Source organism: Streptomyces sp. NPDC031554 (genome assembly GCF_055580685.1).
The window spans coordinates 199,485-226,210 of sequence record NZ_JBVIKX010000001.1 but is presented as its reverse complement, the minus strand read 5'-3'; the positions used below and the strand labels follow the sequence as shown (position 1 = coordinate 226,210).

At 71.7% G+C, this 26,726-nt stretch carries 22 protein-coding genes; 11 read left to right on the top strand and 11 right to left on the bottom strand.

The features are described from left to right. Positions 1–116: 116 nt before the first annotated feature. The 9 genes from ACZ5FU_RS00985 (at position 117) to ACZ5FU_RS00945 (ending at position 10,559) form a co-directional block, all read left to right on the top strand. Positions 117–248, top strand: coding sequence for a hypothetical protein (locus tag ACZ5FU_RS00985; RefSeq protein ID WP_401477846.1), 132 nt, complete (start codon positions 117–119; stop codon positions 246–248). A 234-nt stretch (positions 249–482) separates the two neighbouring features. Beyond that, entirely contained in the window at positions 483–1,526 is a 1,044-nt protein-coding gene (locus ACZ5FU_RS00980) for a 3-isopropylmalate dehydrogenase (RefSeq protein ID WP_451777409.1), read from the top strand. Positions 1,527–1,772: 246 nt separating this feature from the next. Beyond that, on the top strand, positions 1,773–2,861 hold the full coding sequence (locus ACZ5FU_RS00975; RefSeq protein WP_451526236.1) for a branched-chain amino acid aminotransferase: 1,089 nt from the start codon (positions 1,773–1,775) through the stop codon (positions 2,859–2,861). Between the two features lie 185 nt (positions 2,862–3,046). Next, positions 3,047–3,751 carry an urease subunit gamma gene (gene ureA, locus ACZ5FU_RS00970; RefSeq protein ID WP_451777407.1) on the top strand — a complete coding sequence of 235 codons (705 nt, stop codon included), beginning with the start codon at positions 3,047–3,049 and terminating at the stop codon, positions 3,749–3,751. Next, positions 3,748–5,457: an urease subunit alpha gene (locus ACZ5FU_RS00965; protein ID WP_451777404.1), complete on the top strand. Its 1,710-nt coding sequence runs from the start codon at positions 3,748–3,750 to the stop codon at positions 5,455–5,457. The genes ureA and ACZ5FU_RS00965 overlap by 4 nt, the downstream gene beginning before the upstream one ends. An 11-nt stretch (positions 5,458–5,468) precedes the next feature. Then, positions 5,469–6,536 carry an agmatine deiminase family protein gene (locus tag ACZ5FU_RS00960; protein ID WP_468835698.1) on the top strand — a complete coding sequence of 356 codons (1,068 nt, stop codon included), beginning with the start codon at positions 5,469–5,471 and terminating at the stop codon, positions 6,534–6,536. Continuing rightward, positions 6,517–7,128, top strand: a complete 612-nt coding sequence (locus tag ACZ5FU_RS00955; RefSeq protein WP_451526240.1) for a TetR/AcrR family transcriptional regulator — start codon at positions 6,517–6,519, stop codon at positions 7,126–7,128. The genes ACZ5FU_RS00960 and ACZ5FU_RS00955 overlap by 20 nt, the downstream gene beginning before the upstream one ends. Before the next feature lie 328 nt (positions 7,129–7,456). Then, the gene (cimA, locus tag ACZ5FU_RS00950; RefSeq protein ID WP_468645019.1) at positions 7,457–9,061 is read left to right on the top strand and encodes a citramalate synthase; all 1,605 of its coding nucleotides are present in this window, start codon (positions 7,457–7,459) and stop codon (positions 9,059–9,061) included. 136 nt (positions 9,062–9,197) lie between these two features. Further along, positions 9,198–10,559, top strand: coding sequence for a hypothetical protein (locus tag ACZ5FU_RS00945; RefSeq protein WP_451777402.1), 1,362 nt, complete (start codon positions 9,198–9,200; stop codon positions 10,557–10,559). A 135-nt stretch (positions 10,560–10,694) separates the two neighbouring features. On the opposite strand, the gene ACZ5FU_RS00940 is transcribed toward ACZ5FU_RS00945, so the two are convergent. From ACZ5FU_RS00940 to ACZ5FU_RS00930, 3 genes are all read right to left on the bottom strand, one after another. After that, entirely contained in the window at positions 10,695–11,477 is a 783-nt protein-coding gene (locus ACZ5FU_RS00940; RefSeq protein WP_451526243.1) for a serine protease, read from the bottom strand. Between the two features lie 319 nt (positions 11,478–11,796). Then, positions 11,797–12,432, bottom strand: coding sequence for a hypothetical protein (locus tag ACZ5FU_RS00935; RefSeq protein WP_451526244.1), 636 nt, complete (start codon positions 12,430–12,432; stop codon positions 11,797–11,799). Between the two features lie 501 nt (positions 12,433–12,933). After that, a complete protein-coding gene (locus ACZ5FU_RS00930; protein WP_451526245.1) occupies positions 12,934–13,542 on the bottom strand; it encodes a YceI family protein in 609 nt (202 codons plus the stop codon). Positions 13,543–13,955: 413 nt separating this feature from the next. On the opposite strand from ACZ5FU_RS00930, the gene ACZ5FU_RS00925 reads away from it, so the two are divergent. Together ACZ5FU_RS00925 and ACZ5FU_RS00920 are read left to right on the top strand one after the other, a co-directional pair. After that, positions 13,956–15,551: an acyl-CoA carboxylase subunit beta gene (locus tag ACZ5FU_RS00925; protein ID WP_451526246.1), complete on the top strand. Its 1,596-nt coding sequence runs from the start codon at positions 13,956–13,958 to the stop codon at positions 15,549–15,551. A gap of 56 nt (positions 15,552–15,607) precedes the next feature. Then, the gene (locus tag ACZ5FU_RS00920; protein ID WP_451526247.1) at positions 15,608–15,802 is read left to right on the top strand and encodes an acyl-CoA carboxylase subunit epsilon; all 195 of its coding nucleotides are present in this window, start codon (positions 15,608–15,610) and stop codon (positions 15,800–15,802) included. A gap of 158 nt (positions 15,803–15,960) precedes the next feature. Here ACZ5FU_RS00920 and ACZ5FU_RS00915 read toward each other — a convergent pair whose 3' ends face one another. The 8 genes from ACZ5FU_RS00915 to ACZ5FU_RS00880 form a co-directional block, all read right to left on the bottom strand. After that, positions 15,961–16,542 carry a GTP-binding protein gene (locus ACZ5FU_RS00915; RefSeq protein WP_451526248.1) on the bottom strand — a complete coding sequence of 194 codons (582 nt, stop codon included), beginning with the start codon at positions 16,540–16,542 and terminating at the stop codon, positions 15,961–15,963. Continuing rightward, positions 16,523–17,110 (bottom strand): DUF742 domain-containing protein, encoded by a 588-nt coding sequence (locus tag ACZ5FU_RS00910; protein ID WP_469044052.1) that lies wholly within the window; start codon positions 17,108–17,110, stop codon positions 16,523–16,525. Before ACZ5FU_RS00910 ends, ACZ5FU_RS00915 begins: the two co-directional genes overlap by 20 nt. Positions 17,111–17,206: 96 nt before the next feature. Then, positions 17,207–17,620, bottom strand: coding sequence for a roadblock/LC7 domain-containing protein (locus ACZ5FU_RS00905; RefSeq protein WP_030948713.1), 414 nt, complete (start codon positions 17,618–17,620; stop codon positions 17,207–17,209). Positions 17,621–17,630: 10 nt separating this feature from the next. Continuing rightward, positions 17,631–20,921, bottom strand: coding sequence for a nitrate- and nitrite sensing domain-containing protein (locus ACZ5FU_RS00900; protein ID WP_469044051.1), 3,291 nt, complete (start codon positions 20,919–20,921; stop codon positions 17,631–17,633). Between the two features lie 380 nt (positions 20,922–21,301). Next, positions 21,302–21,877, bottom strand: coding sequence for a GTP-binding protein (locus ACZ5FU_RS00895; protein ID WP_030793795.1), 576 nt, complete (start codon positions 21,875–21,877; stop codon positions 21,302–21,304). Next, entirely contained in the window at positions 21,858–22,256 is a 399-nt protein-coding gene (locus ACZ5FU_RS00890; protein ID WP_019058642.1) for a DUF742 domain-containing protein, read from the bottom strand. Before ACZ5FU_RS00890 ends, ACZ5FU_RS00895 begins: the two co-directional genes overlap by 20 nt. 113 nt (positions 22,257–22,369) lie before the next feature. Continuing rightward, the gene (locus ACZ5FU_RS00885; RefSeq protein ID WP_003993189.1) at positions 22,370–22,783 is read right to left on the bottom strand and encodes a roadblock/LC7 domain-containing protein; all 414 of its coding nucleotides are present in this window, start codon (positions 22,781–22,783) and stop codon (positions 22,370–22,372) included. Between the two features lie 9 nt (positions 22,784–22,792). Further along, positions 22,793–26,539 (bottom strand): sensor histidine kinase, encoded by a 3,747-nt coding sequence (locus ACZ5FU_RS00880; RefSeq protein WP_451777396.1) that lies wholly within the window; start codon positions 26,537–26,539, stop codon positions 22,793–22,795. Positions 26,540–26,726: the final 187 nt, after the last annotated feature.

The following is a 26,726-nucleotide window of genomic DNA, read 5'->3' as shown; positions in this document are numbered from 1 at the left end:
CCCCTGCGGCACCGCTCCCCGGCCCTTCCAGGGGTCATCTCCCACGCCCTCGGGGCAGTGGGGGAGTCGCGCAGCCCCGCCGAACTTCCTGGTTCCGCGAATGGAGTCGATTTCCCATGGCCGAGAAGACCGTCCGCCGCCGCGTCCGCCACGCCTCCCGCACGAGCGAGTCCGACCGCAAGAACGCCGCCGCGGCCCTCCAGCGTGCCCTCGACCGCCGTGACAACGGCGGCGAGACCGGCCACTGAGGGATCGCCGACCGACCGCCGACCGCCGACCGCCGACCGTCGACCGTCGACCGCCGAGTGCCGGCCGTCGGCAGGCCCGGCCGGGCCGGTCTCCCCGTGCTCCGGGAGCCGCATCCGGTGCCGGGGTGCGGGGCGGGCTCCGGACGGGACTCCGGAACCCGCGCCGCACCCCCGTCCATGTCCGCATCGCGGACGGTCCATGTCATTCCATGGGACGCCGAGTAGGGTTCTCACATGTCTCGCAGCATCAATCTCGCAGTGATCCCCGGTGACGGCATCGGCCAGGAGGTCGTGGCCGAGGGTCTCAAGGTCCTCTCCGCCGTCCTCCCGCAGGATGTGAAGCTGGAGACCGAGGAGTTCGACTTCGGCGCCCGGCGCTACCACGCCACCGGTGAGACCCTCACCGACGCCGACCTCGACGCCCTGAAGAAGCACGACGCGATCCTGCTCGGCGCGATCGGCGACCCGTCGGTGCCGTCCGGCGTCCTGGAGCGCGGCTTCCTGCTCAAGCTCCGCTTCGCCTTCGACCACCACGTCAACCTGCGTCCGTCGAAGCTCCTGCCGGGTGTCGCCACCCCGCTGGCCGGCGAGCCGCAGATCGACTTCGTGGTCGTCCGCGAGGGCACCGAGGGCCCCTACACCGGCAACGGCGGCACCATCCGCAAGGGCACCGAGCACGAGGTCGCCACCGAGGTCTCCGTGAACACGGCCTTCGGCGTCGAGCGCGTGGTGCGGGACGCCTTCGCCCGCGCCCAGGCCCGCCCCCGCAAGAAGCTCACGCTGGTCCACAAGAACAACGTGCTGACCTTCGCGGGCCACCTGTGGACGAACACCTTCAACAAGGTGGCGGCGGAGTTCCCCGAGGTCACCACGGACTACATCCACGTGGACGCCGCGACGATCTACCTCGTCACGGACCCCGCCCGCTTCGACGTGATCGTCACCGACAACCTCTTCGGCGACATCATCACCGACCTCGCCGCGGCCGTCTCCGGCGGCATCGGCGTCGCCGCGAGCGGCAACATCAACCCCGCCGGCGACTTCCCGTCCATGTTCGAGCCCGTGCACGGCTCGGCCCCGGACATCGCCGGCCAGGGCAAGGCCGACCCCACCGCCACGGTCCTGTCCGTCGCCCTCCTGCTGCGTCACCTCGGCCACGAGTCCGAGGCCGCCCGCATCGAGGACGCCGTCTCCGCCGACCTGGCGGAACGCGTCGGCAAGCCGGCCCGCAGCACCACCGAGATCGGTGACGCGCTCGCCGTACGGGTGGCCGGCTGACGCCCGCGCCACCTCGAAACCATTCGAAGCCGCCGGGCCGCATGCGCACCCGGCGGCTTCCGCATGTCCCCCGCCGGGTGCCACCATCGACCCCGGGCCGCGTTTCACCCCGTTTCTTCCACCGCCGACCGCGCGCGATAATCGAACGCGGAGCCGCGGAATGAGGGAATGCTCGGACGTCCTCGCACGGGACGTACAGGAACGAAAGCGGCCCGTCACTACAACACCGGTGAAGGACAACCACTCATGACGACGCCCACGATCGAGCTCAAGCCCTCCGCCAGCCCGCTCTCCGACGCGGAGCGCGCGGCGATCCTGGCGAGCCCCGGGTTCGGCCGCCACTTCACCGACCACATGGTGACGATCAAGTGGACCGAGGGCCGCGGCTGGCACGACGGCCAGCTCGTCCCGTACGCGCCGATCCCGCTCGACCCGGCGACGAACGTCCTGCACTACGCCCAGGAGATCTTCGAGGGGCTCAAGGCCTACCGCCGTCCCGACGGCTCCGTGGCCACCTTCCGCCCGGACCAGAACGCCAAGCGCTTCCAGCGCTCCGCCCGCCGCCTCGCCATGCCCGAGCTGCCGGTCGAGACCTTCGTCGAGGCCTGTGACGCGCTGATCCGCCAGGACGAGGCCTGGGTTCCCGCGCACGGCGGCGAGGAGTCCCTCTACCTGCGCCCCTTCATGATCGCGACCGAGGTCGGCCTGGGCGTGAAGCCCGCGAACGAGTACCTGTTCCTCGTCATCGCCTCGCCTGCCGGCGCCTACTTCGCCGGCGGGGTGAAGCCGGTCTCCATCTGGGTCTCCGAGGACCGCGTCCGCGCCGTCCCCGGCGGCATGGGCGACGCCAAGACGGGCGGCAACTACGCGGCCTCCCTGCTCGCCCAGGCCGAGGCCGCCGCCAAGGGCTGCGACCAGGTCTGCTACCTCGACGCCGTCGAGCACCGCTGGGTCGAGGAGCTCGGCGGCATGAACCTGTACTTCGTGTACGGCGACAAGATCGTCACGCCGACCCTCACCGGCTCCATCCTGGAGGGCGTCACCCGCGACTCCCTCCTCCAGGTCGCCCGCGACCTCGGTCTCGCGTCCGAGGAGCGCCGCGTCTCCCTCGAGCAGTGGCAGAGCGACGCCGCGAACGGCTCCCTGACGGAGGTCTTCGCCTGCGGCACGGCCGCGGTCATCACCCCCGTGGGCACCGTCAAGCGCGCCGGCGCCGAGTGGCAGCACTCCGGCGGCGAGCCCGGCCCGGTCACCGTGAAGCTGCGCGAGGCGCTCCTCGACGTCCAGCGCGGGAAGACCGAGGACCGGCACGGCTGGATGCACACGATCGGCTGACCCGCCCCCGTCCCCGCCAGGGCCGCCCCGGACACACGTCCGGGGCGGCCCTTTCGTGTACCTCCCCGACCCTGGTTAGAGCAACGCTCCATGTGATGCGCATTCCATCGTAAAGGCAAGCTTGAATCATGGATGTATAAATTAGAGTGACGTTCTAATGTGGAGGACCCGAGGAGGCGTCCGGCATGAGACTGACCCCGACGGAACGGGACCGGCTGCTGCTGTTCGGCGCCGCCGAGCTGGCCCGCGCCCGCCGCGCCCGCGGCCTGCGGCTGAACGTGCCCGAGGCGACCGCGCTGATCGCGGACACCGTCTGCGAGGCCGCCCGCGACGGCGTCCGGCTCGCCGAGGCGGTCGAGCGCGCCCGCGCGGTCCTCGGCCCCGACGACGTCCTGCCGGGGGTCGCCGACGTCGTCACGGAGGTGCACGTCGAGGCCGTCTTCGACGACGGGTCCCGGCTCGCGGTGGTCTCCGACCCGATCGGGGGCGGTCTCGGGGACGGGGCGCCCGGCGCGCTGCTGCCGGGGCCCGGACACGCCGAACCCGGGGCGGCGGTCCGGCTGACGGTCACCAACACCGCGGACGTGCCCGTCTCCGTCACCTCGCACTTCCACTTCTTCGAGGCCAACCCGCGCCTGCGCTTCGACCGCCCGACCGCCTACGGCATGCGGCTCGCCGTCCCCGCCGGCTCCTCCGTGCGCTTCGGGCCCGGCGAGCGCGCCGAGGTCGGACTGGTCCCCCTCGGGGGCGACCGGATCGCGATCGGCTTCGCCGGCCTGGTCGACGGACCGCTGGACGCGCCGGGAGCCCGGGAGGAGGCTCTGCGCAGGGCCGCCGCCTGCGGCTACCTCGGCGTACCGGGCACGACGGACGAGGAGGACGGACGATGAGCCGTCCCGCGGGACACCCCGCCGAGGCCCGCCGCCTCACCCCGCACGAGTACGCCGCCACGCACGGCCCGCGCGCGGGCGACCGCCTCCGGCTCGGCGACTCCGGGCTGGTGATCCGCGTCGAGTCCGACTCCCAGCGCCCCGGAGACGAGTTCCTCGCCGGGTTCGGCAAGACCGCCCGCGACGGAATGCACCTGAAGGCCGCCGCCGTGCGCGAGACCTGCGACGTCGTCGTCAGCAACGTCGTCGTGATCGACGCCGTGCAGGGCGTCCGCAAGGTGTCCGTCGGCATCCGCGAGGGCCGGATCCACGCGATCGGACGGGCCGGGAACCCCGACACCCTCGACGGGGTCGACGTGGTCGTCGGCACGGGGACGTCGATCGTGTCCGGCGAAGGGCTGATCGCCACCGCCGGTGCCGTCGACACCCACGTCCACCTGCTGTCGCCGCGGATCATGGAGGCCTCGCTGGCCTCCGGCGTGACCACGATCATCGGGCAGGAGTTCGGGCCGGTGTGGGGTGTCGGCGTCAACTCGCCCTGGGCACTGCGGCACGCGTTCGGCGCCTTCGACGCCTGGCCGGTCAACATCGGCTTCCTGGCCCGGGGTTCGTCGTCCGACCCGGCACCCCTGGTGGAGGCCCTCGCCGAGGGCGGCGCGTCCGGCTTCAAGGTCCACGAGGACATGGGCGCCCACACCCGCGCGCTCGACACGGCGTTGCGGGTCGCCGAGGAACACGACGTGCAAGTGGCCCTGCACAGCGACGGGCTGAACGAGTGCCTGTCCGTCGAGGACACCCTGCGCGTGCTGGAGGGCCGCACGATCCACGCCTTCCACATCGAGGGCTGCGGCGGCGGACACGTGCCGAACGTGCTGAAGATGGCGGGCGTCGCGAACGTCATCGGCTCCTCCACCAACCCCACCCTGCCCTTCGGCCGGGACGCGGTCGCCGAGCACTACGGCATGATCGTCTCGGTCCACGACCTGAAGACCGACCTGCCCGGCGACGCCGCCATGGCCCGCGACCGCATCCGCGCCTCGACCATGGGCGCCGAGGACGTCCTGCACGACCTGGGCGCGATCGGCATCACCTCCTCCGACGCCCAGGGCATGGGCCGCGCGGGCGAGACCGTACGCCGCACGTTCGCGACGGCCGGGAAGATGAAGGCCGAGTTCGGCGCCCCGGACGACCACGACAACGAGCGCGTCCTGCGCTACATCGCCAAGCTGACGATCAACCCTGCCATCGCGCACGGACTCGCGCACGAGGTGGGGTCGATCGAGGTCGGCAAGCTCGCCGACCTCGTGCTGTGGCGGCCGGAGTACTTCGGTGCCAAACCGCAGCTGGTCCTGAAGTCCGGCTTCCCGGCGTACGGCGTCGTCGGCGACCCGGGCGCGGCCACCGACACCTGCGAACCCCTCGTCCTGGGACCGCAGTTCGGCGCGTACGGCGCCACACCCGCCGACCTCTCGGTGGCCTTCGTCGCGCGGGCCGCGCTGGACCGGGGCCACGACCGCGTGCCGACCCGCCGGCGCCGGGTCGCCGTCCGCGGCACCCGTGGCATCGGCCCCGCCGACCTGCGGCTCAACTCCCGTACCGGAGCGGTGGACGTCGACCGGCGCACCGGCCTGGTCACCCTCGACGGGGAACCGCTGCGCTCCGGGCCGGCCGACTCCGTCCCCCTCAACCGCCTCTACTTCCTGTGAGGACCTCCCCGATGAGCAAGGCCGCCGCCGACGGCTATTGGATGCCCGCCGAATGGGCCCCGCACGAGCGCACCTGGATGGCCTGGCCGTCCCCCAACCCCACCTTCGACGACCCGGACGACCTGGCCGCCTCGCGCGCCGCCTGGGCGTCGGTCGCCCGTGCGGTCCGCCGCTTCGAACCGGTGACGGTGGTGTGCGCGCCGGGGAGTTCCGCGGACGCGCGAGCCCTGCTCGGGCCGGGCATCGACACCGTCGAGCGCGAACTCGACGACGCCTGGATGCGCGACATCGGTCCCACGTTCCTCACGAACGGGCACGGACTGGCCGCCGTGGACTGGACGTTCAACGGCTGGGGTGCCCAGGAATGGGCCCGCTGGGAGTACGACGCGAAGATCGCCGGGTACGTCTCGGACCTCGCGGGCGCGAAGACGTACGCCTCGGACCTGGTCAACGAGGGCGGGGCGATCCACGTCGACGGAGAGGGGACGGTGCTGCTGACGGAGACCGTCCAGCTCGGCCCCGAGCGCAACCCGCACTGGACCCGCGCGCAGGTCGAGGCGGAGATCCACGCGCAGCTCGGCACCCGCAAGGCGATCTGGCTGCCGCGCGGCCTCACCGGCGACTACCCCCCGCACGGCTTCGGCACCCTCGGCCACGTCGACATCGTCGCCGCGTTCGCCCGCCCCGGCGTGGTCGTCGTCCACAGCCAGCCGGACCCAGCGCACCCCGACCACGAGGTGACGAAGGAGGCCGCCGGCCTGCTGCGGGCGCAGACCGACGCGCGGGGGCGCCGGCTGGAGGTCGTCGAGGTCCTGGCGCCCACCGTCCTGGAGGCCGACGGCCACTGGGCCGACCACTCCTACATCAACCACTACCTGTGCAACGGCGGGGTCGTCCTGTGCGGCTTCGACGACCCGCGCGACGAGATCGCGGCCGGTGTCTTCCGCCGGCTGTTCCCGGACCGGACGGTGACGCGGGTCGACGCCCGTACGATCTTCTCCGGTGGCGGTGGCATCCACTGCATCACGCAACAGCAGCCGAAGATCCACAGGAGTCCCGATGCCCGGTGCGGCACGTGAGCGCAGGCACGCCCCACCGCGCGAGGACGTCCTCGCCGCCGCCGTGGCGATGATCGCCGAGCGCGGTCTGGAGAAGCTCACCATGGCGGCGCTCGGCCGTGAGGTGGGGATGAGCAGCGGGCACCTGCTGTACTACTTCCGCTCCAAGGACGAGCTGCTCCTGCAGGCCCTGGAGTGGAGCGAGGGCCGCCTCGGCGCCGAGCGCGGCCGGCTGCTGACCGGCCGGACCACGGCCCGCGAACGGCTCGACGCCTACGTCGGCCTCTACGTCCCCGACGGTCACCGCGACCCGCACTGGACCCTGTGGCTGGAGGTCTGGAACCGCTCGCAGACCGCCGCCGCCGACGCGGACGCCCGCGACCGGCAGGCGGCCATCGAGGGCGCCTGGCACCGCGACCTGGTGGCCCTGCTGGCGGAGGGCGTCTCCCGCGGCGAGTTCCGCCCCGTCGACCCCGACCGGTTCGCCGCCCGGCTGCGGGCGCTGCTCGACGGCTTCTCCATCCACGTGGCGATCGGGCTGCGCGGCACCGGCCGCGAGCAGGTCATCGGGCATGTGACGGAGTTCGTGGCGGACACCCTGCTCGCCTCCTGACGGGCACCCCGCTCGCCTCCTGGCGGACACCCTGTTCGCATCCTGAGACAGCCCGTGAGCGCGGGGCCGCTCTGTGTCAGACTCCCTCCGTGCTCTCGTTCGCCACGATTATTGGCAGCAGGCGCGCCGGTCCGCAGTGACCGCCACGTACGACCAGGTACGGGCGGCCATCGTCGTCCTCGACCCGCGCGCAGACCTCTCGCACCCGCGAGGGGTTTTTCGTTTTCCTGGCCCACCTTCAGCCGGGGGACAGGCGCGCGGGACCATGGGGGGACGGTGGAGCCGGTCATTCCGGTAGACCGAGATCCAAAACAGGAGCCTTGAGACCATGACGGAAACCAGCGAGCTCGACGACTCGTTCCACGTCTTCGACACCACCCTGCGCGACGGCGCCCAGCGCGAGGGCATCAACCTCACGGTCGCCGACAAGCTCGCGATCGCACGGCACCTGGACGAGTTCGGCGTCGGCTTCATCGAGGGCGGCTGGCCGGGCGCCAACCCGCGCGACACCGAGTTCTTCGCCCGGGCGCGGCAGGAGATCGACTTCCGGCACGCCCAGCTCGTCGCCTTCGGCGCCACCCGGCGGGCCGGCGCCAAGGCCGGCGAGGACCCCCAGGTCAGGGCGCTCCTCGACGCGGGCGCCGACGTGATCACGCTGGTGGCCAAGTCGCACGACCGGCACGTGGAACTGGCCCTGCGCACCACGCTCGACGAGAACCTGGCGATGGTCGCCGACACGGTGTCCTTCCTCAAGGAACAGGGCCGCCGCGTCTTCGTCGACTGCGAGCACTTCTTCGACGGCTACCGGGCGAACCCCGAGTACGCCAAGTCGGTCGTCCGGGCGGCGGCGGAGGCCGGCGCGGACGTCGTCGTCCTCTGCGACACCAACGGCGGCATGCTCCCCGCGCAGATCCAGGCCGTCGTCTCCACCGTCCTCGCCGACACCGGCGCCCGCCTCGGCATCCACGCCCAGGACGACACGGGCTGCGCGGTCGCCAACACCCTCGCCGCCGTCGACGCGGGCGCCACCCACGTGCAGTGCACCGCCAACGGATACGGCGAGCGCGTCGGCAACGCCAACCTGTTCCCGGTCGTCGCCGCGCTGGAGCTGAAGTACGGCAAGAAGGTCCTCCCCGAGGGCCGGCTGCGCGAGATGACCCGCATCTCGCACGCCGTCGCGGAGGTCGTCAACCTCACGCCCTCCACCCACCAGCCGTACGTGGGGGTCTCCGCCTTCGCCCACAAGGCCGGCCTGCACGCCTCCGCGATCAAGGTCGACCCGGACCTGTACCAGCACATCGATCCCGAGCTGGTCGGCAACACCATGCGGATGCTGGTCTCCGACATGGCCGGCCGCGCCTCGGTCGAGCTGAAGGGCAAGGAGCTCGGCGTCGACCTGGGCGGCGACCGCGAACTGGTCGGCCGGGTCGTCGACCGGGTCAAGGAACGCGAGCTGAAGGGCTACACCTACGAGGCGGCCGACGCCAGCTTCGAGCTGCTGCTGCGCGCCGAGGCCGAGGGCCGGCCGCTGAAGTACTTCGCCGTCGAGTCCTGGCGCGCCATCGTCGAGGACCGCCCCGACGGCACCCACGCCAACGAGGCCACCGTCAAGCTGTGGGCCAAGGGCGAGCGCATCGTCGCCACCGCGGAGGGAAACGGCCCGGTCAACGCCCTCGACCGCGCCCTGCGCGTGGCCCTGGAGAAGATCTACCCCCAGCTCGCAGACCTGGACCTGGTCGACTACAAGGTCCGCATCCTGGAGGGCGTGCACGGCACCCAGTCCACGACCCGCGTGCTCATCTCCACCAGCGACGGCAGCGGCGAGTGGTCCACGGTGGGCGTCGCCGAGAACGTGATCGCCGCGTCCTGGCAGGCCCTGGAGGACGCCTACACCTACGGACTGCTGCGGGCGGGGGTGACCCCGGCCGAGTAGGCCGAGCAGGGGCGGGGCCACCGGGACCACCGCCGGGACCACTTCCGGCCGACTGCGCCGTGCGGCTCCCGCTCCGCCCGCCCTGTTCCGTCCCCGTACGAGGTGACTTCCTCCCTGTAGGAGGTAGCTTCGAAGTATGAAGGTCGCACTTTCGACCCGAGGTCTCGCCGGACTGTTCCTCGCGCTGGCGCTCGCCGCCCTGACCCTGCTGTCGGCGGGCGCCCCGCGCGCCGAAGCCGAGACCGGTGTGTCGACGATCGCCGCGGCCCTGCGCGAGAGCCCCGTCTACGTCGACCCGGCGGCGTCCGACCAGCTCTCCCAGGCCGACGCCCACGCCCTCCAGAAGAAGATCGAGGACGCCGACAGACCCGTCTTCGTGGCCGTCCTCCCCGCCGGCTACCCGACGGAGAACCTCTTCACCGACCTGCGCACCGCCACCGGCGTGACCGGCCTCTACGCGATCCGCCTCGGCGACCGCTTCGACGCCCGCGCCGACTCCTCGGTCCTGCCCGCGGCCGCCGTGCGCAACCTCGTCTCCAGCGTCCAGGGCGAGAGCGACGCCGCTGCCCAGCTGAACGACTTCACCGACCGGGCCGTCGCCGACATGGGCGGCTCCGCACCCACGGGCTGGGGCTCCCCGGACCGCGGCGGCGGGGCGTCGACGGCCGGCCTGGTCACGGCGGGTGTGCTGGTCGCGGTCGGCGGAGCCGGCGCGTACACCCTCGTACGGCGCAACCGCCGGCGGCACGCGCAGGAGCAGCGGGCCGCTCTGGAACGGCTCCGGGTCGTCGTCGACGAGGACATCACCGCCTTCGGCGAGGAACTCGACCGGCTCGACTTCCACCCGGCCGAGCCCGGCGCCGACGACGCGATGCGCGGGGACTACGCGCACGCCCTCGACGCCTACGAGAGGGCCAAGTCGTACATGGCGGACGCGACGAGACCGGAGGACGTGCGCCCCGTCACCGAGGTCCTGGAGGACGGCCGCTTCGCCCTGGCCCGGCTCGCGGCCCGCCGGGCCGGCGAACCGCTGCCCGAACGCCGCCCGCCGTGCTTCTTCGACCCGCGCCACGGCCCCTCCGTCACCGACGCCGCCTGGACCCCGCCCGGCGGGGCAGCCCGTCAGGTCCCGGTCTGCGCGGCGGACCGCACCCGTCTCGCGGACGGCCGCGATCCCGTGGTCCGCGAGGTCGACACCGACCACGGCCGCCGCCCCTACTGGGAGGCGGGCCCGGCCTACGGCCCCTGGGCGGGCGGCTACTTCGGCGGCGGCCTGCTGCCCGGCCTGCTCGTCGGCACGATGCTCGGCGGCCTGATGGCCACCCCCTCCTACGCCTCCGACTACGGCGGCGGCTACGGCGACTTCGGCGGCGGCTACGAAGGGGGCGACGTGTCCGGAGCGGACTTCGACCCCGGCAGCTTCGGGGACTTCGGTGACTTCGGCGGTGGCGGGGGAGGGGACTTCGGGGGCGGAGGGGACTTCGGCGGCGGTTTCTGACCTTCGGCCTCCGGCCGGCCGGCCACCGACCGCGTGCAGTGGACCGCCGACCGCCGACCGCCGCGCACGGGCCCGGCGCCGGAAGCGCCGGGCCCGTGGACGTCGTACGGACGCGGTGGTGGGGCTACGGGCGGGTCAGAGCGAGGCCGCCGCTGAGGCGATGGCGGAGGCGAACGTGGAGACCTCGCTGTAGACGCCGGGCGCGTTGGGCCGGGCGCAGCCGATGCCCCAGCTGACGATGCCGACCTGGATCCAGGCGTTGGCCGAGTCGCGGCGGAACATCGGGCCGCCGGAGTCGCCCTGGCAGGTGTCGACCCCGCCGGCCGCGTACCCGGCGCAGATCTCGTCGCTCGCGATCAGGCCGCTGTACCCGCTGTAGGAACGACAGGTGGCGTCGCTGACGAACGGCACGGTGGCCTTGAGCAGGTACCGCTGCTGGGAGCCGCCCTCGGTGGCCGAGCCCCAGCCGGCGATGGTGAAGGTGCCGGTGTTGTACTGCGTGGTGGTCGCGATCTTCAGCGTCGGCAGGTTGATGGGCTGCGCGAGCTTGATGAGGGCCCAGTCCTTGCCGTTGCCGTTGTAGCCGGGGGCCCGGTAGACGTAGGTGGAGCGGACCTGGACCCGGCCGGTGGTGGACTGCAGGTCCACGACGCCGGCGGTGGCGGTGATGCTGGTGTTGGCGCCGGTCGAGCCCACGCAGTGCGCGGCGGTGAGCACGATCTGCTGGGTGTAGAGCGCGCCGCCGCAGCCCATGGAGAGCCGGACCATGAACGGGAACTCGCCCTGTGTCGCGCGGGTTCCGCCCACCACGGGCGAGGGCGCGGCCTGGGCGGACGAGACGGGCTGAAGGCTGGCGATCGCGAGGGCGGCGGCGCCGACCGCCGCGAGTCTCTTGAGCGCCGTGAGGAGTTTCTTCAACGTGATGCCTTCCGTGGGGGGTTGACCCGGGGTCGGGGGATCTGGTGGTGCCCGAAACACGGAATTGACGCGCGCATGACAACATCGGCAACGAAGAAACGCCCATTTGCTGGCATGGGCGGGTCAAATCTGTTGCTGGATTATGAGAACGCCGCAAGCCTTCGCACAAGGGGGGCGATCCGGCCACGCCCGAGTGCCACGCCGTTCCCCGCGGGGGCGGACCGCTCGGGCGTCGACCGTCGTCGAGCGCCCGCCGTCGCGCGGCCGGAGGCGGCGGCCGACGGCGCCCGACGCGCCGCCGGCCCTGCGGCGGGGGCGGTCAGCCCCGCACGGCGGCCTTCGCCAGCCGGATCAGTTCGTCGAAGTCGAGGGCTCCCGGGTCGCCGTGGTCGTTCTCCGGCACGTGCATGTGGCCGCACACGCCCTTGAACGCGTTCCAGCGCGCCCCGCTCATCCGCTGTCCGGCCCCGTTCCCGTAGGACCTCGGGTACGCCGGCCACAGCGCCGGGCCACGCAGCGGCACGTCGTGCTCCTCGTGCATCCACGCCAGGAAGCCGGCGAGACCGACGAGCGCCCACTCCGGCGCCTTCGGCCAGTGGACGTGGGGCTTCCCGCCCGTCTGCCACTTGGTGTGCCGCTCGGGGTCGCAGGTGCCGACCAGCTCCACCTGGCAGACGTTCAGCGTGTTGGTCTGCACCCCGCCGGGCCTGTTGCGCAGGGCGCGGGAGGAGATGTCGATGTCGAAGTGCTGGTACCACGTCAGCTTCCTCGCCGCGAGGTCCGGCACCGCCGTCAGGTTGGGCGCGGAGGCGCCGCCCTGGTAGCCGGGCAGCGAGCGGCCCTCGGTGGTGTGCAGGACGACGGCGTTGACCTCCATCCGGTCGCCGCCGAAGTCGTCCTGGTACCAGTGGTCACGGTGCGCGCCGGGGTAGTGCTGCGGTCCGGTCCTGGTCATGGCGCCTCCTCGGTCACGGTCCCCGGCCGCGTCGGCGGGGCGCCCTGATGAACGACCGACGTCCACGACCGTCGTGCGTCCGGACGCCCCGTACCTGTGTCCGGGCCCGCCACGCCCTCGCGTCCCGTCCCGCCGGGGCCCCGGGCCCCGCCTCGCGCGGGCACCCGTGCCCGCGCCGCGCGGAGCACCGGGCACGCGCCGCGCCCCGCGTCCGCGCCCGGACCTGCGGGCACGTCCCGGCCCGCGCCCGCTCCGGCGTCCCGGCCCGCGCCCGCGTTCCGCGCGCGCCCCCTCCGCGCCGGCGCCCATCTGTCCCGAGCCCACGCTCCACGCGCCGGAGCCCGGTTGGCGCACACGCCCCGCACGCCCCTGCCCGTCCGCGCCGCTCGCCCACCCCGCCCCGCGGCCCCGTCGCCCGCACCCGGACATGCCGAGCGCCCGCCCTCCCCACGGGGGGAGTGGAGGGCGGGCGCGCTCAGGGGGCGTGGCGTCGGTGACGCGTCACGCGTTCTTGATGGCCGAGATGTCGAAGTTCAGCTTGATCTTGTCGGAGACCAGGACGCCGCCGGTCTCCAGCGCCGCGTTCCAGGTCAGGCCCCACTCGGAGCGCAGGATCTCCGCCTTGCCCTCGAAACCGACGCGCTCGTTGCCGAACGGGTCCTTGGCGGAGCCGTTGAACTCCAGGTCGATGGTGAGCGGCTTGGTCACGCCGAGGATGCTCAGGTCGCCGGTGAGACGGTAGTCGTCGCCGCCCAGGGCCTCCGCGCCGGTCGAGCGGAAGGTCATCGTCGGGAACTCGTCGGTCTTGAAGAAGTCCGCGGTCCTGAGGTGGTTGTCGCGGTCCGCGGACCCGGTGTCGACGCTGCGCATCGTCACGTCGATGGTGGCGGTGGACCTGGCCGGGTCGGCCCCGTCGAGGTGCAGCGAGCCGGTGAACTCGTTGAACTTGCCCTTGACGTTGGTGACCATCGCGTGCCGGGCGACGAACCCGATGGTCGAGTGCGCCGGGTCGATCGTGTAGTCGCCGGTCAGGGCGGCGAGGTCCGGGTTCACGGCGGCGGCCGTGGTGACGGTGGTCTCGCCGGTGTTCTTGCGGCCGAAGATGCCCATGTCGTGCTCCTTGGGGACGGACCGGTCCGGGGACCGGTCGGCGGATCGAGGGGACGGACGATGATGTTGAATGTTCAACGATGTTTCCAACACGGCAGACCGTAGACCTATTCCGTTCAACTTTCAACATTGCGTGCGCAGGTCTTCCGGACGCCCTTCCATCGTTGCGCGGAGACCGCTCCTGCGGGACCCTCGACGGACCTCGTCACTCCACTGGGTGGCGCCTGTCGGGCGATGATGTGACGTTGGTCTCACGTTCGCCCTTTGTGTGACCCCCACAAGCGGTACGGGGCCTGAGCAGTCGGAAAGCCTGTGTGTCGGCGCGGTTCTGTTCAGGGGTACCAGGAAAACGCGCCGGAGACTGTACGGAGTCGACGTCTCACTTTCCTTGATGGTCTTCGTAAGGTCACTACATGACCGTTTTGGAAGAGACGACCGGTGAGCCGACCGCCGAGCCCACGGACGCGCGCGGGCGCGTCGCCGAGCTGCACGGGATCCGTGCGCAGGCGCTGGCCGGGCCGAGCGAGAAGGCGACCCAGGCGCAGCACGCCAAGGGCAAGCTGACCGCCCGGGAGCGGATCGAGCTGCTGCTGGACCCGGGGTCCTTCCAGGAGGTGGAGCAGCTGCGCCGGCACCGGGCGACCGGTTTCGGTCTGGAGGCCAAGAAGCCGTACACCGACGGTGTCATCACCGGCTGGGGCACGGTGGAGGGCCGTACGGTCTTCGTCTACGCCCACGACTTCCGCATCTTCGGCGGTGCGCTGGGCGAGGCCCACGCCACCAAGATCCACAAGATCATGGACATGGCCATCGCGGCCGGGGCCCCGCTGGTCTCGCTGAACGACGGCGCCGGGGCCCGTATCCAGGAGGGCGTCTCCGCGCTCGCCGGCTACGGCGGCATCTTCCAGCGCAACACCAAGGCGTCCGGCGTCATCCCGCAGATCAGCGTGATGCTCGGCCCGTGCGCGGGCGGCGCGGCCTACAGCCCCGCCCTCACCGACTTCGTGTTCATGGTCCGCGAGACCTCGCAGATGTTCATCACCGGGCCGGACGTGGTCAAGGCCGTCACCGGCGAGGAGATCACCCAGAACGGCCTCGGCGGCGCCGACGTGCACGCCGAGACCTCCGGCGTCTGCCACTTCGCGTACGACGACGAGGAGACCTGCATCGCGGAGGTGCGCTACCTCCTGTCGCTGCTCCCGCAGAACAACCGCGAGAACCCGCCGCGCCACGAGTCCACCGACCCCGCCGACCGCCGCGGCGACGTCCTGCTCGACCTGGTCCCCGCGGACGGCAACCGGCCGTACGACATGACCAAGGTCATCGAGGAGATCGTCGACGACGGCGAGTACCTGGAGGTCCACGAGCGCTGGGCGCGCAACATCATCTGCGCCCTGGCCCGGCTCGACGGCCAGGTCGTCGGCATCGTCGCCAACCAGCCGCAGAGCCTCGCCGGCGTCCTCGACATCGAGGCCAGCGAGAAGGCCGCCCGCTTCGTGCAGATGTGCGACGCCTTCAACATCCCGATCATCACCCTTCTGGACGTACCTGGCTTCCTGCCCGGCGTCGATCAGGAGCACGGTGGAATCATCCGCCACGGCGCGAAGCTCCTCTACGCCTACTGCAACGCGACCGTGCCCCGGATCTCCCTGATCCTGCGCAAGGCGTACGGAGGTGCCTACATCGTCATGGACAGCCAGTCCATCGGTGCCGACCTCACCTACGCCTGGCCGACCAACGAGATCGCCGTCATGGGCGCCGAGGGCGCCGCCAACGTCATCTTCCGCCGCCAGATCGCCGAGGCCGAGGACTCCGAGGCCATGCGGGCCCGCATGGTCAAGGAGTACAAGTCCGAGCTGATGCACCCGTACTACGCCGCCGAGCGCGGCCTCGTCGACGACGTCATCGACCCCGCCGAGACCCGCGAGATCCTCGTCAGGTCCCTGGCGATGCTGCAGTCCAAGCACGCCGACCTGCCCTCGCGCAAGCACGGCAACCCCCCGCAGTAACCCGGCGGACCCTCCGCGCACCCCCTGCGGAAACCTCTCTTACGGAGACTGACACCATGACCACGCCTGACATCCGCGTCGAGAAGGGCCACGCCGAGCCCGAGGAGGTCGCCGCACTCACGGCGATCCTGCTGGCCCGCGCCGCCTCCCGTTCCGCCGAGCCCGCCGGCGTCCACCACGGCCGCCTCCGGGCCGGCTGGCGCCGTCTGGAGCGCGAGGGCGGCTTCCGCGCCCCGCACAGCTGGCGCTGACCCGCCCGCGAACACGACGAAGGCCCCGACGCCCCACGGGCGGCCGGGGCCTTCGCGCGCGGTCCGGCGGCCGGTGGAGCCGCCGTCGGGCCCGGTGACGTGAAAAGGCCCCTGCGCGCCTCCCCGGGGAGGGGCACAGGGGCCTTTTCACGGAAGTCCTACCGCAGGCGCGCCATCAGCGCGTGCTCCACCAGGGTGATCAGCGCCGACTTGGCGTCCGAACGGTGCCGGGCGTCGGTGGTGATGATCGGGGTGTCGGGCCCGATCTGGAGGGCCTCGCGCACCTCGTCCGGCTGGTACGGCTGGTTGCCGTCGAAGCCGTTGAGGGCGATCACGAAGGGGAGACCCGAGTTCTCGAAGTAGTCGACCGCCGGGAAGCAGTCGGCGAGCCGGCGGGTGTCCACCAGGACGATCGCGCCGATGGCGCCGCGCACCAGGTCGTCCCACATGAACCAGAAGCGGTCCTGGCCGGGCGTACCGAAGAGGTACAGGATCAGGTCCTGGTCCAGCGTGATGCGTCCGAAGTCCATGGCGACCGTCGTGGTCTTCTTGTCCCCGGTGTGGGTGAGGTCGTCGATGCCTGCCGAAGCAGACGTCATGACGGCCTCGGTACGCAGCGGGTTGATCTCCGAGACGGCCCCGACGAACGTGGTCTTGCCCACGCCGAAGCCACCCGCCACCACGATCTTCGCCGAGGTGGTGGAGCGGGAAGGACCGCCGCTAGAGCTTGCGAAGTCCACTGAGCACCCTTTCGAGCAGTGTCACGTCTGGCTGGCCGCCGGCGCTCTCGTCGCCGCCGGGCTGATGGATGGCGACCAGTCCCGCCTCCGCCAAGTCGGCGACGAGGATCCTGGCCACACCGAGAGGGATCGTCAGGAGGGCCGAGATCTCGGCCACCGACTTGATCTCCCGGCAGAGGTTGCAGATCCGCTGATGCTCGGGCAGCTGCCCCTGCATCTGGTGCGGAGCCGCGGTGGTGTGCACCAGCGCCTCGATGGCGAGCTGGTACCGCGGGCGAGTCCGGCCGCCGGTCATGGCGTACGGACGCACCAAGGGGTTGTTCGTCGTCCCGGCGGGCGACGGCTCGGGGGCGCGGCGCTGCGGCTGCACGGGCTGGATGTGCGGCTGGTGCGGCTGGTCGTACGGCGAGGGCCCGGGGCCCTGCGGACCCTGGGGCGCGTACGGCTGACGCTGGTTCGGAGCGGAGGGAAAGGCGTAACGGTTCGGGTTCTGCGAACCGTCACCCTGGCCCTGTGCAGGGCCGTACGACCAGTTGCCCGAATGGGAACCGCCTGGGGGTGTTGCCACTTTCTCTCCTCCTTCGACTGTGCCTGGCACCCATCACGTGGAAGCCGCGTCCCGAAACCCTACGGCCTCGGGACGCCAAAACGCACCGCCTGTCTGTCAGTTGAGGAGGCTCCCCTGGAGCTCCGCACGAAGGTCGGGGGTCAGGACCGTACCTGCCCGGTCCACCAGAAGGGCCATCTCGTACCCGATGAGGCCGATGTCCGCCTCGGGGTGTGCGAGAACCGCGAGCGAGGAGCCGTCGGAGATGGACATGAGGAACAGGAATCCCCGCTCCATCTCCACGACCGTCTGGTTCACGCTGCCTCCCTCGAAGATCCGGGAGGCGCCTGCCGTCAGCGACGTCAGACCGGAGGCGACGGCCGCGAGCTGGTCGGCACGGTCGCGGGGGAAGCCTTCGGACATCGCCAGAAGGAGTCCGTCGGCGGAGACCACCACCGTGTGGGACACCCCCGGGGTGTTGTCCACGAAGTTGGTGATCAACCAGTTCAGGTTCTGTGCCGCCTGGCTCATCGGGCTCACACTAACGCTCCTGGTTGTAGGTGCTGTCAGGACCACTGTGCTGGTTCCGGTCCTGACCGTTCGGTTCACTTCCTGCGTTGCGTCCACGCTCGACGCCTCGACGCAGGTTGCTCAACCTGCCTCGGACGTCCTCCGGGGCGCGGGAGACCTGGGGGCCTCCCTGGGGGGTGCTCTCGGCGGTGCCCTCGACCAGATTGGCCTTGGGCACCCGTCGCGGCAGGCCGGAGGAGGTGACTCCACCCGCCCGCGGCTTCTTGAGCTGGGCGGCCTGCTGCCAGCGCTCGTCGTTCGCCGAACGCCAGTCGGCGGGACCGTCCGCGGCGGAGGCCGGCGCTTCCTGGGCCGCGGGCCGCGCACCGTTCGCACCGCTCGCCGCGGGGGATCCGCGGCGGGGCAGTCCGGCGTCGGTCATCTGGTGGGCGGCGGAGGCCGGTCCCGGCCGGTCGAAGCCTACGCTGTCCTGCGCACCGGCGTCAGCGGCCTGCGCGGATTCCGCTTGCGGAGCGTACTGGTCCGGGTAGCCGCCCTGGTAGTTGTTCTGCTGCGGCCAGTCGTCCTGGTAGGGCTGCTCCTCGTACGGCTGGAAGCCCTCCGGCGCGGCCTGCCGTTCCGGCGCCCGCTCCTCCTGGGCGGCTTCCGCATACGCGGGGTCGGGGTAGCCGCCGTGCTGCCCGAAGGCACCGTTCTGCGACCCCGCGCCGTTCGCCGGGAAGGCATCGCCCTGCGGCGTACCGCCGTTGGACGTGCCGTACGGGTCCTCGTACGCCGTCTGCTGCTGCTCCTCGTACGACGTCTGCCGGTCGTACGCCGACGGCCGGCCGGCGTAGCCGGTCGTGCCGTTGTCGTAGCCGTTCTGCGCCGGGGCGTAGCCCTCGGGGGAGGCGTCGAACGCGGGCTGCTGCTGCGACTCGTCGAAACCGTCGCCGTAGGCGGGCGTCGCGGCGGGCCGCTGCTGCCCGGGACCGTCCTGGGCCGGGGGGTCCAGGGCCGCCCGGCGCTCCTCGCGCATCAGGGAGCGGTTGACCGGGTCCAGGTCGCGGGGGTCGTCGGGGACCTCCGTGTACTGGCTGTCGTCGAAGCCCAGCTCGGCCGCCGTGCGCAGCGGCTGGTGGTTGAAGTCCTCACCCGGGAACCGCTGCTCCGGGATGATCTGCGAGACGGTGAAGTCGCCGCGCTCGGGCTGCTCGCCACCGCCACCGTGGGTGATCGCGTCGGGCAGCATGACCAGCGAGGTGGTGCCGGCCTGCTCGCCCGAGGGGCGCAGCTGGACGCGGATGCCGTGTCGGTCGGACAGCCGGCCGACCACGAACAGGCCCATGCGCTGCGAGATCGCGGCGTCCACGGTCGGCGGGTTGGCCAGCTTGTGGTTGATGTCGGCGAAGTCCTCGGCGGTGAGGCCGATGCCCTTGTCGTGGATCTCGATCATCACGCGGCCGTCGGGGAGACGGGTCGCGGTGACACGGACCTTGGTCTGCGGGGAGGAGAACGTGGTGGCGTTCTCCAGCAGCTCGGCGAGCAGGTGCACGAGGTCGGTCACGGCACGGCCGTGGATCTCGGCCTCCGGGACGCCCGACAGCTCGATGCGCTCGTACTGCTCCACCTCGGAGGAGGCGGCGCGCAGCACGTCGACCAGGGGGACCGGCTGGTCCCAGCGGCGGCCGGGCTCCTCGCCGGCGAGGACCAGGAGGTTCTCGCCGTTGCGGCGCATACGGGTCGCGAGGTGGTCCAGGCGGAAGAGGTTCTCCAGCTGGTCCGGGTCGGCCTCGTTGTTCTCCAGGTCGGTGATCAGGGTCAGCTGGCCCTCGATCAGCGACTGGTTGCGGCGCGAGAGGTTGGTGAAGATCGCGTTGATGTTGCCCCGCAGCAGGGCCTGCTCGGCGGCGAGCCGGACGGCCTCACGGTGGACCTGGTCGAAGGCGCGGGCGACCTCGCCGATCTCGTCGGTGGTGGTGATCGGGATCGGCGTGACCCGGGTGTCGACCCGGCCGGGGTCGGTCCGCGAGAGCTGGTCGACCAGCATCGGCAGCCGCTGCTCGGCGATGCCGAAGGCGGCGTTGCGCAGCTGGCGCATGGAGCGGCTCATCTGGCGGGCCACCATGCCGGCCAGGATGAACGCGGCGAGCAGGGCGATCACGACGGCGGCGCCGGTGATGATCGCGGACTGCTTGGCGTCGTCGGCGATCTGGGCCGCCTCGCTCACGGCCTTGTCGGTCAGGTCCGACTCGATCTTCAGGTACGCGTTGTACTTGAGGGTGTTGACCGCCCACCAGTTCTCCGCGGTGACACCGCCCGCGGCCAGCGTCTGGCGGTCGCTCGCGTCCGTGGACGGCAGCGTCGCGACGGCCGAGATCATGTCGGTGGGATCGGACGGCGGAGCCACGTAGTCCGAGTCCTCGGCCTCGGCCTCCTTGGCCATCGCCGCGCCGTCCGTCTCGATCTTGGCCTTCGCCTCTTCGAGCTTCTGCGCGTCGGCCTCGGTGCCACCGCCGGTGTACTCCTCCAGCGCGATGCGCTCGAGGTAGGCGTAGGAGGAGAGGGCGACCTTCTGGCTGGCGAAGCTCCCCTTGCTGGGGCCGGGCTTGACCAGCAGGTGCATGCCGATGGAGCGCTCCAGCGACAGCGCCGCCTTGGTGAGCGAGATCGCGTAGACCGTACGGCCGTAGCTGGTGATGTTTCCGGTGCCCAGACCGAGCTCGTTCGCGAACTCCATCAAGGGGTGCGCGATCGTGGTGTAGCCCTCTTCGGTCATGACACCGGTGAGCTTGGGGGAGACGTAGGCGCCGGCCCGCAGGGTCTGGAGCGCGGGCTCCTCGTCGCGGAACAGCTTCAGACGGCGCTGGAGACCGGACTTCTGCGGCATGTCCTGCGCGGCCTGGTCGAAGACGTCGGCGGCCTGGTCGGTCTTCTTGCGGGCGTCGGTGACGACGTCCTCGTCCTTGTTCAGCAGCAGCGGTGCCGCGCTGACGTCACGCTCGTTGTAGAGGGCGTCGGCGTAGAGCAGGGAAGCCCGCACCAGTTGCGCGGTCTTCTGGGCGTCCTCCGCCTCCTGCCAGGTGTCGATCGAGCTCTTCACCTGGAAGCCGCCCATGACGAGGCCGACCAGCACGGGTATGAGCAGGATCGCGTTCAGCCTGGTGGGCACCCGCCAGTTGCGCGGGGAGAGGCGACCGCCGCTCTTCGCGGAAGCGGCCGCCGGCCCCGAGCCGGGCACAGGGGCGGGCGCCGCTCCGCGCGGCGGCGGGGTGAAGTTGCCCCGGGCCGCCGGCTCGGGACTTTTCTTGCTTCGCCTCACTCGACCAACAACCTCTCGGCGGTCGGCACCTTCGTCGTGCCGCAGTGTCTCAGAGCCCGGTCAGCCATCGACCATGAGTACGTCATTGACTATTGGGCAGTTCAGGCATTCCAGCACGACGACCAGTGCAGTTCCAAACAAGCAGAGGTGCTGGTTCGTAGTGATGTAAGACGCAGATAAAACGGTCAAAAAGAACGAGCCCCGCCAAATGACGGGGCTTTCGTGTGCGCAGCGGCATCGAGCGACCGCGACGCGTGGCGGGGTCACCTGATTCCTCTGCCGAAACGTTATGAACACCGGAGCCGGCCGTGTCCAAGTCCACGGCCGGCTCCGGAACGCCTACGACGACCGGCGTACGGCGCCGCGCATGAGGGTCCCGCCTACCGCAGGCGGGCCATGAGCGCGTGCTCCACCAGGGTGATCAGCGCCGACTTGGCGTCCGAACGGTGCCGGGCGTCGGTCGTGATGATCGGGGTGTCGGGCCCGATCTGGAGGGCCTCGCGGACCTCCTCCGGCTGGTACGGCTGCTGGCCGTCGAAGCCGTTGAGGGCGACGACGAACGGCAGACCCGAGTTCTCGAAGTAGTCCACCGCCGGGAAGCAGTCGGCCAGCCGGCGGGTGTCCACCAGCACCACGGCACCGATGGCACCGCGCACCAGGTCGTCCCACATGAACCAGAAGCGGTCCTGACCCGGCGTACCGAACAGGTACAGGATCAGGTCCTGGTCGAGCGTGATACGTCCGAAGTCCATGGCCACCGTGGTGGTGGTCTTGTCCCCGGTGTGGGTGAGGTCGTCGATGCCCGCGCTCGCGGACGTCATCACGGCCTCCGTGCGCAGCGGGTTGATCTCGGAGACGGCGCCCACGAACGTGGTCTTGCCCACGCCGAAGCCTCCCGCCACCACGATCTTCGCGGAGGTGGTGGCCCGCCCTCCGTCAGAGCTTGCGAAGTCCACTGAGCACCCTTTCGAGCAGCGTCACGTCAGGTGCGCCACCGTTGTTCTCGTCGCCGCCCGGCTGGTGAATGGCCACCAGTCCGGCTTCGGCGAGGTCCGCCACGAGGATCCGAGCCACACCCAGCGGCATGGCGAGGAGCGCCGAGACCTCTGCCACCGACTTCACCTCACGGCAGAGGTGGCAGATGCGCTGGTGCTCGGGGAGCAGCCCCATGAGCGCTGCCGGGTCGGCCGTCGTGCTGATCAGTGCCTCGATGGCGAGCTGGTAGCGCGGCCGGGTCCGGCCGCCGGTCATCGCGTAAGGACGCACCAGCGGCTGGTCGCCCTCATCCCCGTACGGCTCCGCGTACGGATCATGAGAGGCGGTGGGCGGGGTCATGAATCCTCCGGGCGGGACAGCAAGTCTCGGTCAGTCGTGCCGTCCGTCGAGGCCGGTGGGGGGATTGTGTCGGCCGGACGGTGATTTCGTGAGGCGGGTGGTACCTGGGCGGGTCAGTGGAGCAGACTGCCCTGTAGTTCGGCGCGCAGGTCGGGCGTCAGCACCGCACCCGCGCGGTCGACCAGGAGTGCCATCTCGTAGCCGACGAGGCCGATGTCGCACTCGGGGTGCGCGAGCACGGCGAGGGACGAGCCGTCCGAGACGGACATGAGGAAGAGGAAACCCCGCTCCATCTCGACGACGGTCTGCGCCACGCTGCCGCCCTCGAAGATCCGGGAGGCGCCCGCCGTCAGCGAGGTGAGACCCGACGCGACGGCCGCCAGCTGGTCGGCGCGGTCGCGCGGGAAGCCCTCGGACATGGCGAGCAGAAGGCCGTCGGCGGACACGACAACGGTGTGGGACACCCCAGGGGTGTTGTCCACGAAGTTGGTGATCAACCAGTTCAGATTCTGTGCCGCCTGGCTCATCTGGCTCAACTAACGCTCCTGCTGGTGAGTGGGGCTGGGGAAACTGCCGGTCTGCGGACCGTTGCCGGCCTGTCGACCCTGTGCGATGCCCCGACGGAGATTGGTCAGCCGTCCGCGTACGTCGTCAGGCGCACGCGAGACCTGCGGACCGGTTTGGTGCTGTTGCTGCTGAGCCGTGCCCGGGACGAGGTTCGCCTTGGGCACCCGGCGCGGCAGGCCGGAGGTGGTGACGCCGCCCGCGGCGGGCTGCCGGACGCGCTCGGCCTGACGGACGAGCTCGTCGTTCGGCGAGGTGCGCCAGGAGGCGCCGGTCGCCGCGGGACGTTGGGGAGCAGCCGGAGCCTGCGGCTGCTGTTGCTGCGGCGTGGGGGCCGAGCCGTTGCCGTTCCCGCCCGCCTGCTGTCCGTGGAACCAGTTGGTCTCCAGTGTGTCGAACAGCGGGGTGCGGCCGTCTCCCGGACCGGCCGGGGGCAGGGCCTCCGGCTCGGGACGGGCGGCGGGGCGCGGCGGGAGGGACTGCTGCTGCGGGGAGCCGTAGCCGCTGCCGCCGTCGGCGTTCTGGGGGCGGTCGAACTGGCCCGTGGACGAGGGGTCCTGGCGACCGGGCAGCGAGTGCCGGCCGGTGTGGGAACCGTCGTTGCCCAGGGCCGGGTACTGACCGGTGCCGGAACCGTCCTGGCCCAGGGCCGGGTACTGACCGGTGGAGCCGTTGTCGTAGGCCTGCGGGGCGGCGAACCGGCCCGGACCGGCCTGCGTGTTCTGCCCGCCCGGCGTGCCGAAGACGTCGTTGCGGACGAAGCCGTCCTGCGCGCCCGGAGCCGGGAACTGGCCCGTGTCCTGGGCGCCGTTCAGCCCGGTGTACTGGCCCGTGTCCTGGTACTGACCGGTGTGCTGCGGGGCGCTCGTGCCGGGGCGGGCGAAGTCCGCGGGGCCGGCCGGACCCTGGTGCTCGTCGATCCGCGGGATCTCGGCGGTGGCGCCGGGACCCTGGCGGTCGTCGACGCGCGGCATCCGCGAGGTCTGCGCGACATCGGGCTCGTCGTGGCCGCGCGGGGCGTCCAGCGGGGTGCGCGCGACCGGCGGCTGGGCGTTCTCGTCGCCCCAGCTGGTGCCGCGGGGCTGCTGGTCGCCGCCCGGCAGCTCGGCGCGCGGACCGCCGCGCGGCGGCAGCTGCGGCTGACGGCCACGGCCGCGACCGCCCTGCTCACCGCGGTTGTCGTTCTGGCGCGGCGCGGGCGGACGCCCGCCGCCGAACAGGTCCTGGCCCTGGCCCGGCGTACCGGTGCCGGACGTCTGGAAGCCCTGCGGCGCACCCGGGGCCTGGCCGCCGAAACCGGCGCCGGCCGGAGCCGGGCGGCCCTGCGGGGGCGAGGCCGGACCCTGCGGCCCGCGCGGCGCACCGGGACGGCCACCGCCGTCACGGCCGGGCAGCGCGGCCCGGGGACCCTGGCCGGCGCCGAGGGCGCCGCCGCCCGGAGCACCGGCGCCGAGGGCACCGCCCTGGCCGTTCTGACGGCGGGCCGCGGCGACGCCGGCGGCGGCCTGCGCGGCGGCGGGACCGCCGGACACACCGCCCTGACCGGGCTTGGGCTGCGGCTTCTTGCCGCCCTGGGCGACATCCACGGGCAGCATGACCAGTGCGGTCGTACCACCGGAGTCGGACGGACGGAGCTGGATGCGGATGCCGTGCCGCTGCGACAGCCGGCCGACCACGAAGAGGCCCATGCGGCGGGAGACGGAGACGTCCACGGTGGGCGGCGCCGCGAGCCGCTCGTTGATCGCTGCGAGGTCCTCGGGAGAGAGGCCGATGCCGGTGTCGTGGATCTCGATCAGGACGCGGCCGTCGGGCAGCGCGTGACCGGTGACCTTGACCTTGGTCTGCGGGGAGGAGAACGAGGTCGCGTTCTCGAGCAGCTCGGCGAGGAGGTGCACGAGGTCGTTGACGACCCGGCCGGCCACTTCGGTGGTCGGCACGGAGGACAGCTCGATGCGCTCGTACTGCTCCACCTCGGAGGCGGCGGCACGGAGCACGTCGACCAGCGGGACCGGCCGGGTCCAGCGACGGCCGGGCTCCTCACCGGCGAGGACGAGGAGGTTCTCGCCGTTACGGCGCATGCGGGTCGCGAGGTGGTCGAGCTTGAACAGCGAGGACAGCTGGTCCGGGTCGGCCTCGCGCGACTCCAGTTCGGAGATGAGCGACAGCTGACGCTGGATGAGGCCCTGGGAGCGGCGCGAGAGGTTGGTGAACATCGCGTTGACGTTGCCCCGCAGGAGGGCCTGCTCGGCGGCGAGGCGGACGGCCTCGCGGTGCACGTCGTCGAAGGCCGCGGCCACCTGGCCGATCTCGTCCCGGGAGTGCACACCGACCGACTCCACGGACGTGTCGACGTCCTGCGGGTCGGACTCGGACAGCTGCTTGACCAGCTCGGGCAGCCGGTCCTGGGCGACCTTGGTGGCCGTCTCCTGGAGCCGGCGCAGCGAGCGGATCATGGACCGGGCGACGACGAACGCGCCGACCAGCGACACACCGAGCACCAGCAGGATCATCGCACCGGAGATGATCGCCTCGCGCTCGGACTCGGCGCGCAGCTCACGGGCCTTCTGCTCCATGTCCTCGAGCAGCGTGGTCTCGATGTTGTTCATCTGGCGGATCTTGGTCGTGCTCGCGTCGAACCAGTCCTGGTACGACCGCTTGTCCAGCGACCTCAGACCGGTGGGGGAGCTGAGCGCACGCGTGGCGTACGTCTCGGCGTCCTCGATGGTCGGGCTGCCCTTCTCGACGGGCTGGAGCAGTTCCTCGGCGCCCTCGTCGCCGTAGATGCTGCGGAAGCTGGCGAGTTCGGAGTCCTGGTTCTCCAGCGCGGCCTCGCCGTACTGCCGGTCGTTCTCCGATATCTCACCGTAGGAGTCGGCGTTGACCGGCAGCGCGGCCGCGAGGACGGCGCGCTGGATGGAGGAGTACTCCTTGGCGGCGGAGAAGGCGGACAGCGCGCGGGTGCGCTGGATCATGTCCGGGTTGCTGGTGGCCTGCGCCATGTCCTGCGAGAGGTCCAGCAGGTGGGAGATGAGGCGGTGGTAGGCCTCCACCGTCTGGGTGGAGTTCTTCTGCTCGGCGAAGGCCGTCTTGCGGATCTTCGCGATGTTGCCGAGGTCGCTGAGGAGACCCACGAGGCTGTCGCGGACACCCTGGAGGTTGCCGTCCGTGCTGGAGGCGTCGATCTCCTCGGAGGCGTCCTTGAAGGCGTCCAGCGTCTGGTCGGTCTTCTCGCGGGCGCCCTTGACCGTGAAGTCGGCCGCGGACTTGCCGTGGGCGAGCGGACCGGCGGACTTGTCGCGCTCGTCCTGGAGCCGGATGGCCAGCTCGGTCGCCTGCTTGGTCATGTCCGTCAGCAGCTTCATGTTGTCGAGCTGCTGGATGTCGTCCATGGACTGGTTGATGCGGAGCGTGCCCAGCGTGGTGGCCGCGACCACGGGCAGCGTCAGCAGCGCGACCAGACGCGTGGAGATGCGCCAGTTGCGCAGGGCCACACGCGGTCCGGGACCGGGGGTGCCGGCCGGTGGCTTGACCGTGGGAGCCGGGGTGCTCGGCGACGCGGACGCGCCGGGGCGACCGGGGCGTTCACCGCCGTCGCCGGACGGGGTCGGGCCCGGGTTCTGGGCGTGCTGGGGCGCGGAGCTGCCGGCCATCGGGCCAGTCCCGCCGTGCGGCTCCGGCTCGGCCGAAGCGCTGCCATCCCTCTTGAAACGTCCCTGCACTAGCGTCGCAACCTCTGGACCAGGCGCCCCTCCGCGTGAACGGAAGGACGGTGTCGGCGTCTTGAGGGGCGCCCTGAATACGCCCCCCGAACGGTCGTGAGTACCGGCGCTGGCTCCCCCTTCCAGCCGCCGCTCGGCGCTGCTGTGCGCCCTGCGCGCCGGCTCGTTCCCGCGGCGGTCCGTGGAA

Excerpts from the sequence above, each read along its gene's own strand:
- ACZ5FU_RS00985 (WP_401477846.1), top strand. The coding sequence starts at position 117 with ATGGCCGAGAAGACCGTCCGCCGCCGCGTCCGCCACGCCTCCCGCACG.
- ACZ5FU_RS00980 (WP_451777409.1), top strand. The coding sequence starts at position 483 with ATGTCTCGCAGCATCAATCTCGCAGTGATCCCCGGTGACGGCATCGGC.
- ACZ5FU_RS00975 (WP_451526236.1), top strand. The coding sequence starts at position 1,773 with ATGACGACGCCCACGATCGAGCTCAAGCCCTCCGCCAGCCCGCTCTCC.
- ureA (WP_451777407.1), top strand. The coding sequence starts at position 3,047 with ATGAGACTGACCCCGACGGAACGGGACCGGCTGCTGCTGTTCGGCGCC.
- ACZ5FU_RS00965 (WP_451777404.1), top strand. The coding sequence starts at position 3,748 with ATGAGCCGTCCCGCGGGACACCCCGCCGAGGCCCGCCGCCTCACCCCG.
- ACZ5FU_RS00960 (WP_468835698.1), top strand. The coding sequence starts at position 5,469 with ATGAGCAAGGCCGCCGCCGACGGCTATTGGATGCCCGCCGAATGGGCC.
- ACZ5FU_RS00955 (WP_451526240.1), top strand. The coding sequence starts at position 6,517 with ATGCCCGGTGCGGCACGTGAGCGCAGGCACGCCCCACCGCGCGAGGAC.
- cimA (WP_468645019.1), top strand. The coding sequence starts at position 7,457 with ATGACGGAAACCAGCGAGCTCGACGACTCGTTCCACGTCTTCGACACC.
- ACZ5FU_RS00945 (WP_451777402.1), top strand. The coding sequence starts at position 9,198 with ATGAAGGTCGCACTTTCGACCCGAGGTCTCGCCGGACTGTTCCTCGCG.
- ACZ5FU_RS00935 (WP_451526244.1), bottom strand. The coding sequence starts at position 12,432 with ATGACCAGGACCGGACCGCAGCACTACCCCGGCGCGCACCGTGACCAC.
- ACZ5FU_RS00930 (WP_451526245.1), bottom strand. The coding sequence starts at position 13,542 with ATGGGCATCTTCGGCCGCAAGAACACCGGCGAGACCACCGTCACCACG.
- ACZ5FU_RS00925 (WP_451526246.1), top strand. The coding sequence starts at position 13,956 with ATGACCGTTTTGGAAGAGACGACCGGTGAGCCGACCGCCGAGCCCACG.
- ACZ5FU_RS00920 (WP_451526247.1), top strand. The coding sequence starts at position 15,608 with ATGACCACGCCTGACATCCGCGTCGAGAAGGGCCACGCCGAGCCCGAG.
- ACZ5FU_RS00905 (WP_030948713.1), bottom strand. The coding sequence starts at position 17,620 with ATGAGCCAGGCGGCACAGAACCTGAACTGGTTGATCACCAACTTCGTG.
- ACZ5FU_RS00890 (WP_019058642.1), bottom strand. The coding sequence starts at position 22,256 with ATGACCCCGCCCACCGCCTCTCATGATCCGTACGCGGAGCCGTACGGG.
- ACZ5FU_RS00885 (WP_003993189.1), bottom strand. The coding sequence starts at position 22,783 with ATGAGCCAGGCGGCACAGAATCTGAACTGGTTGATCACCAACTTCGTG.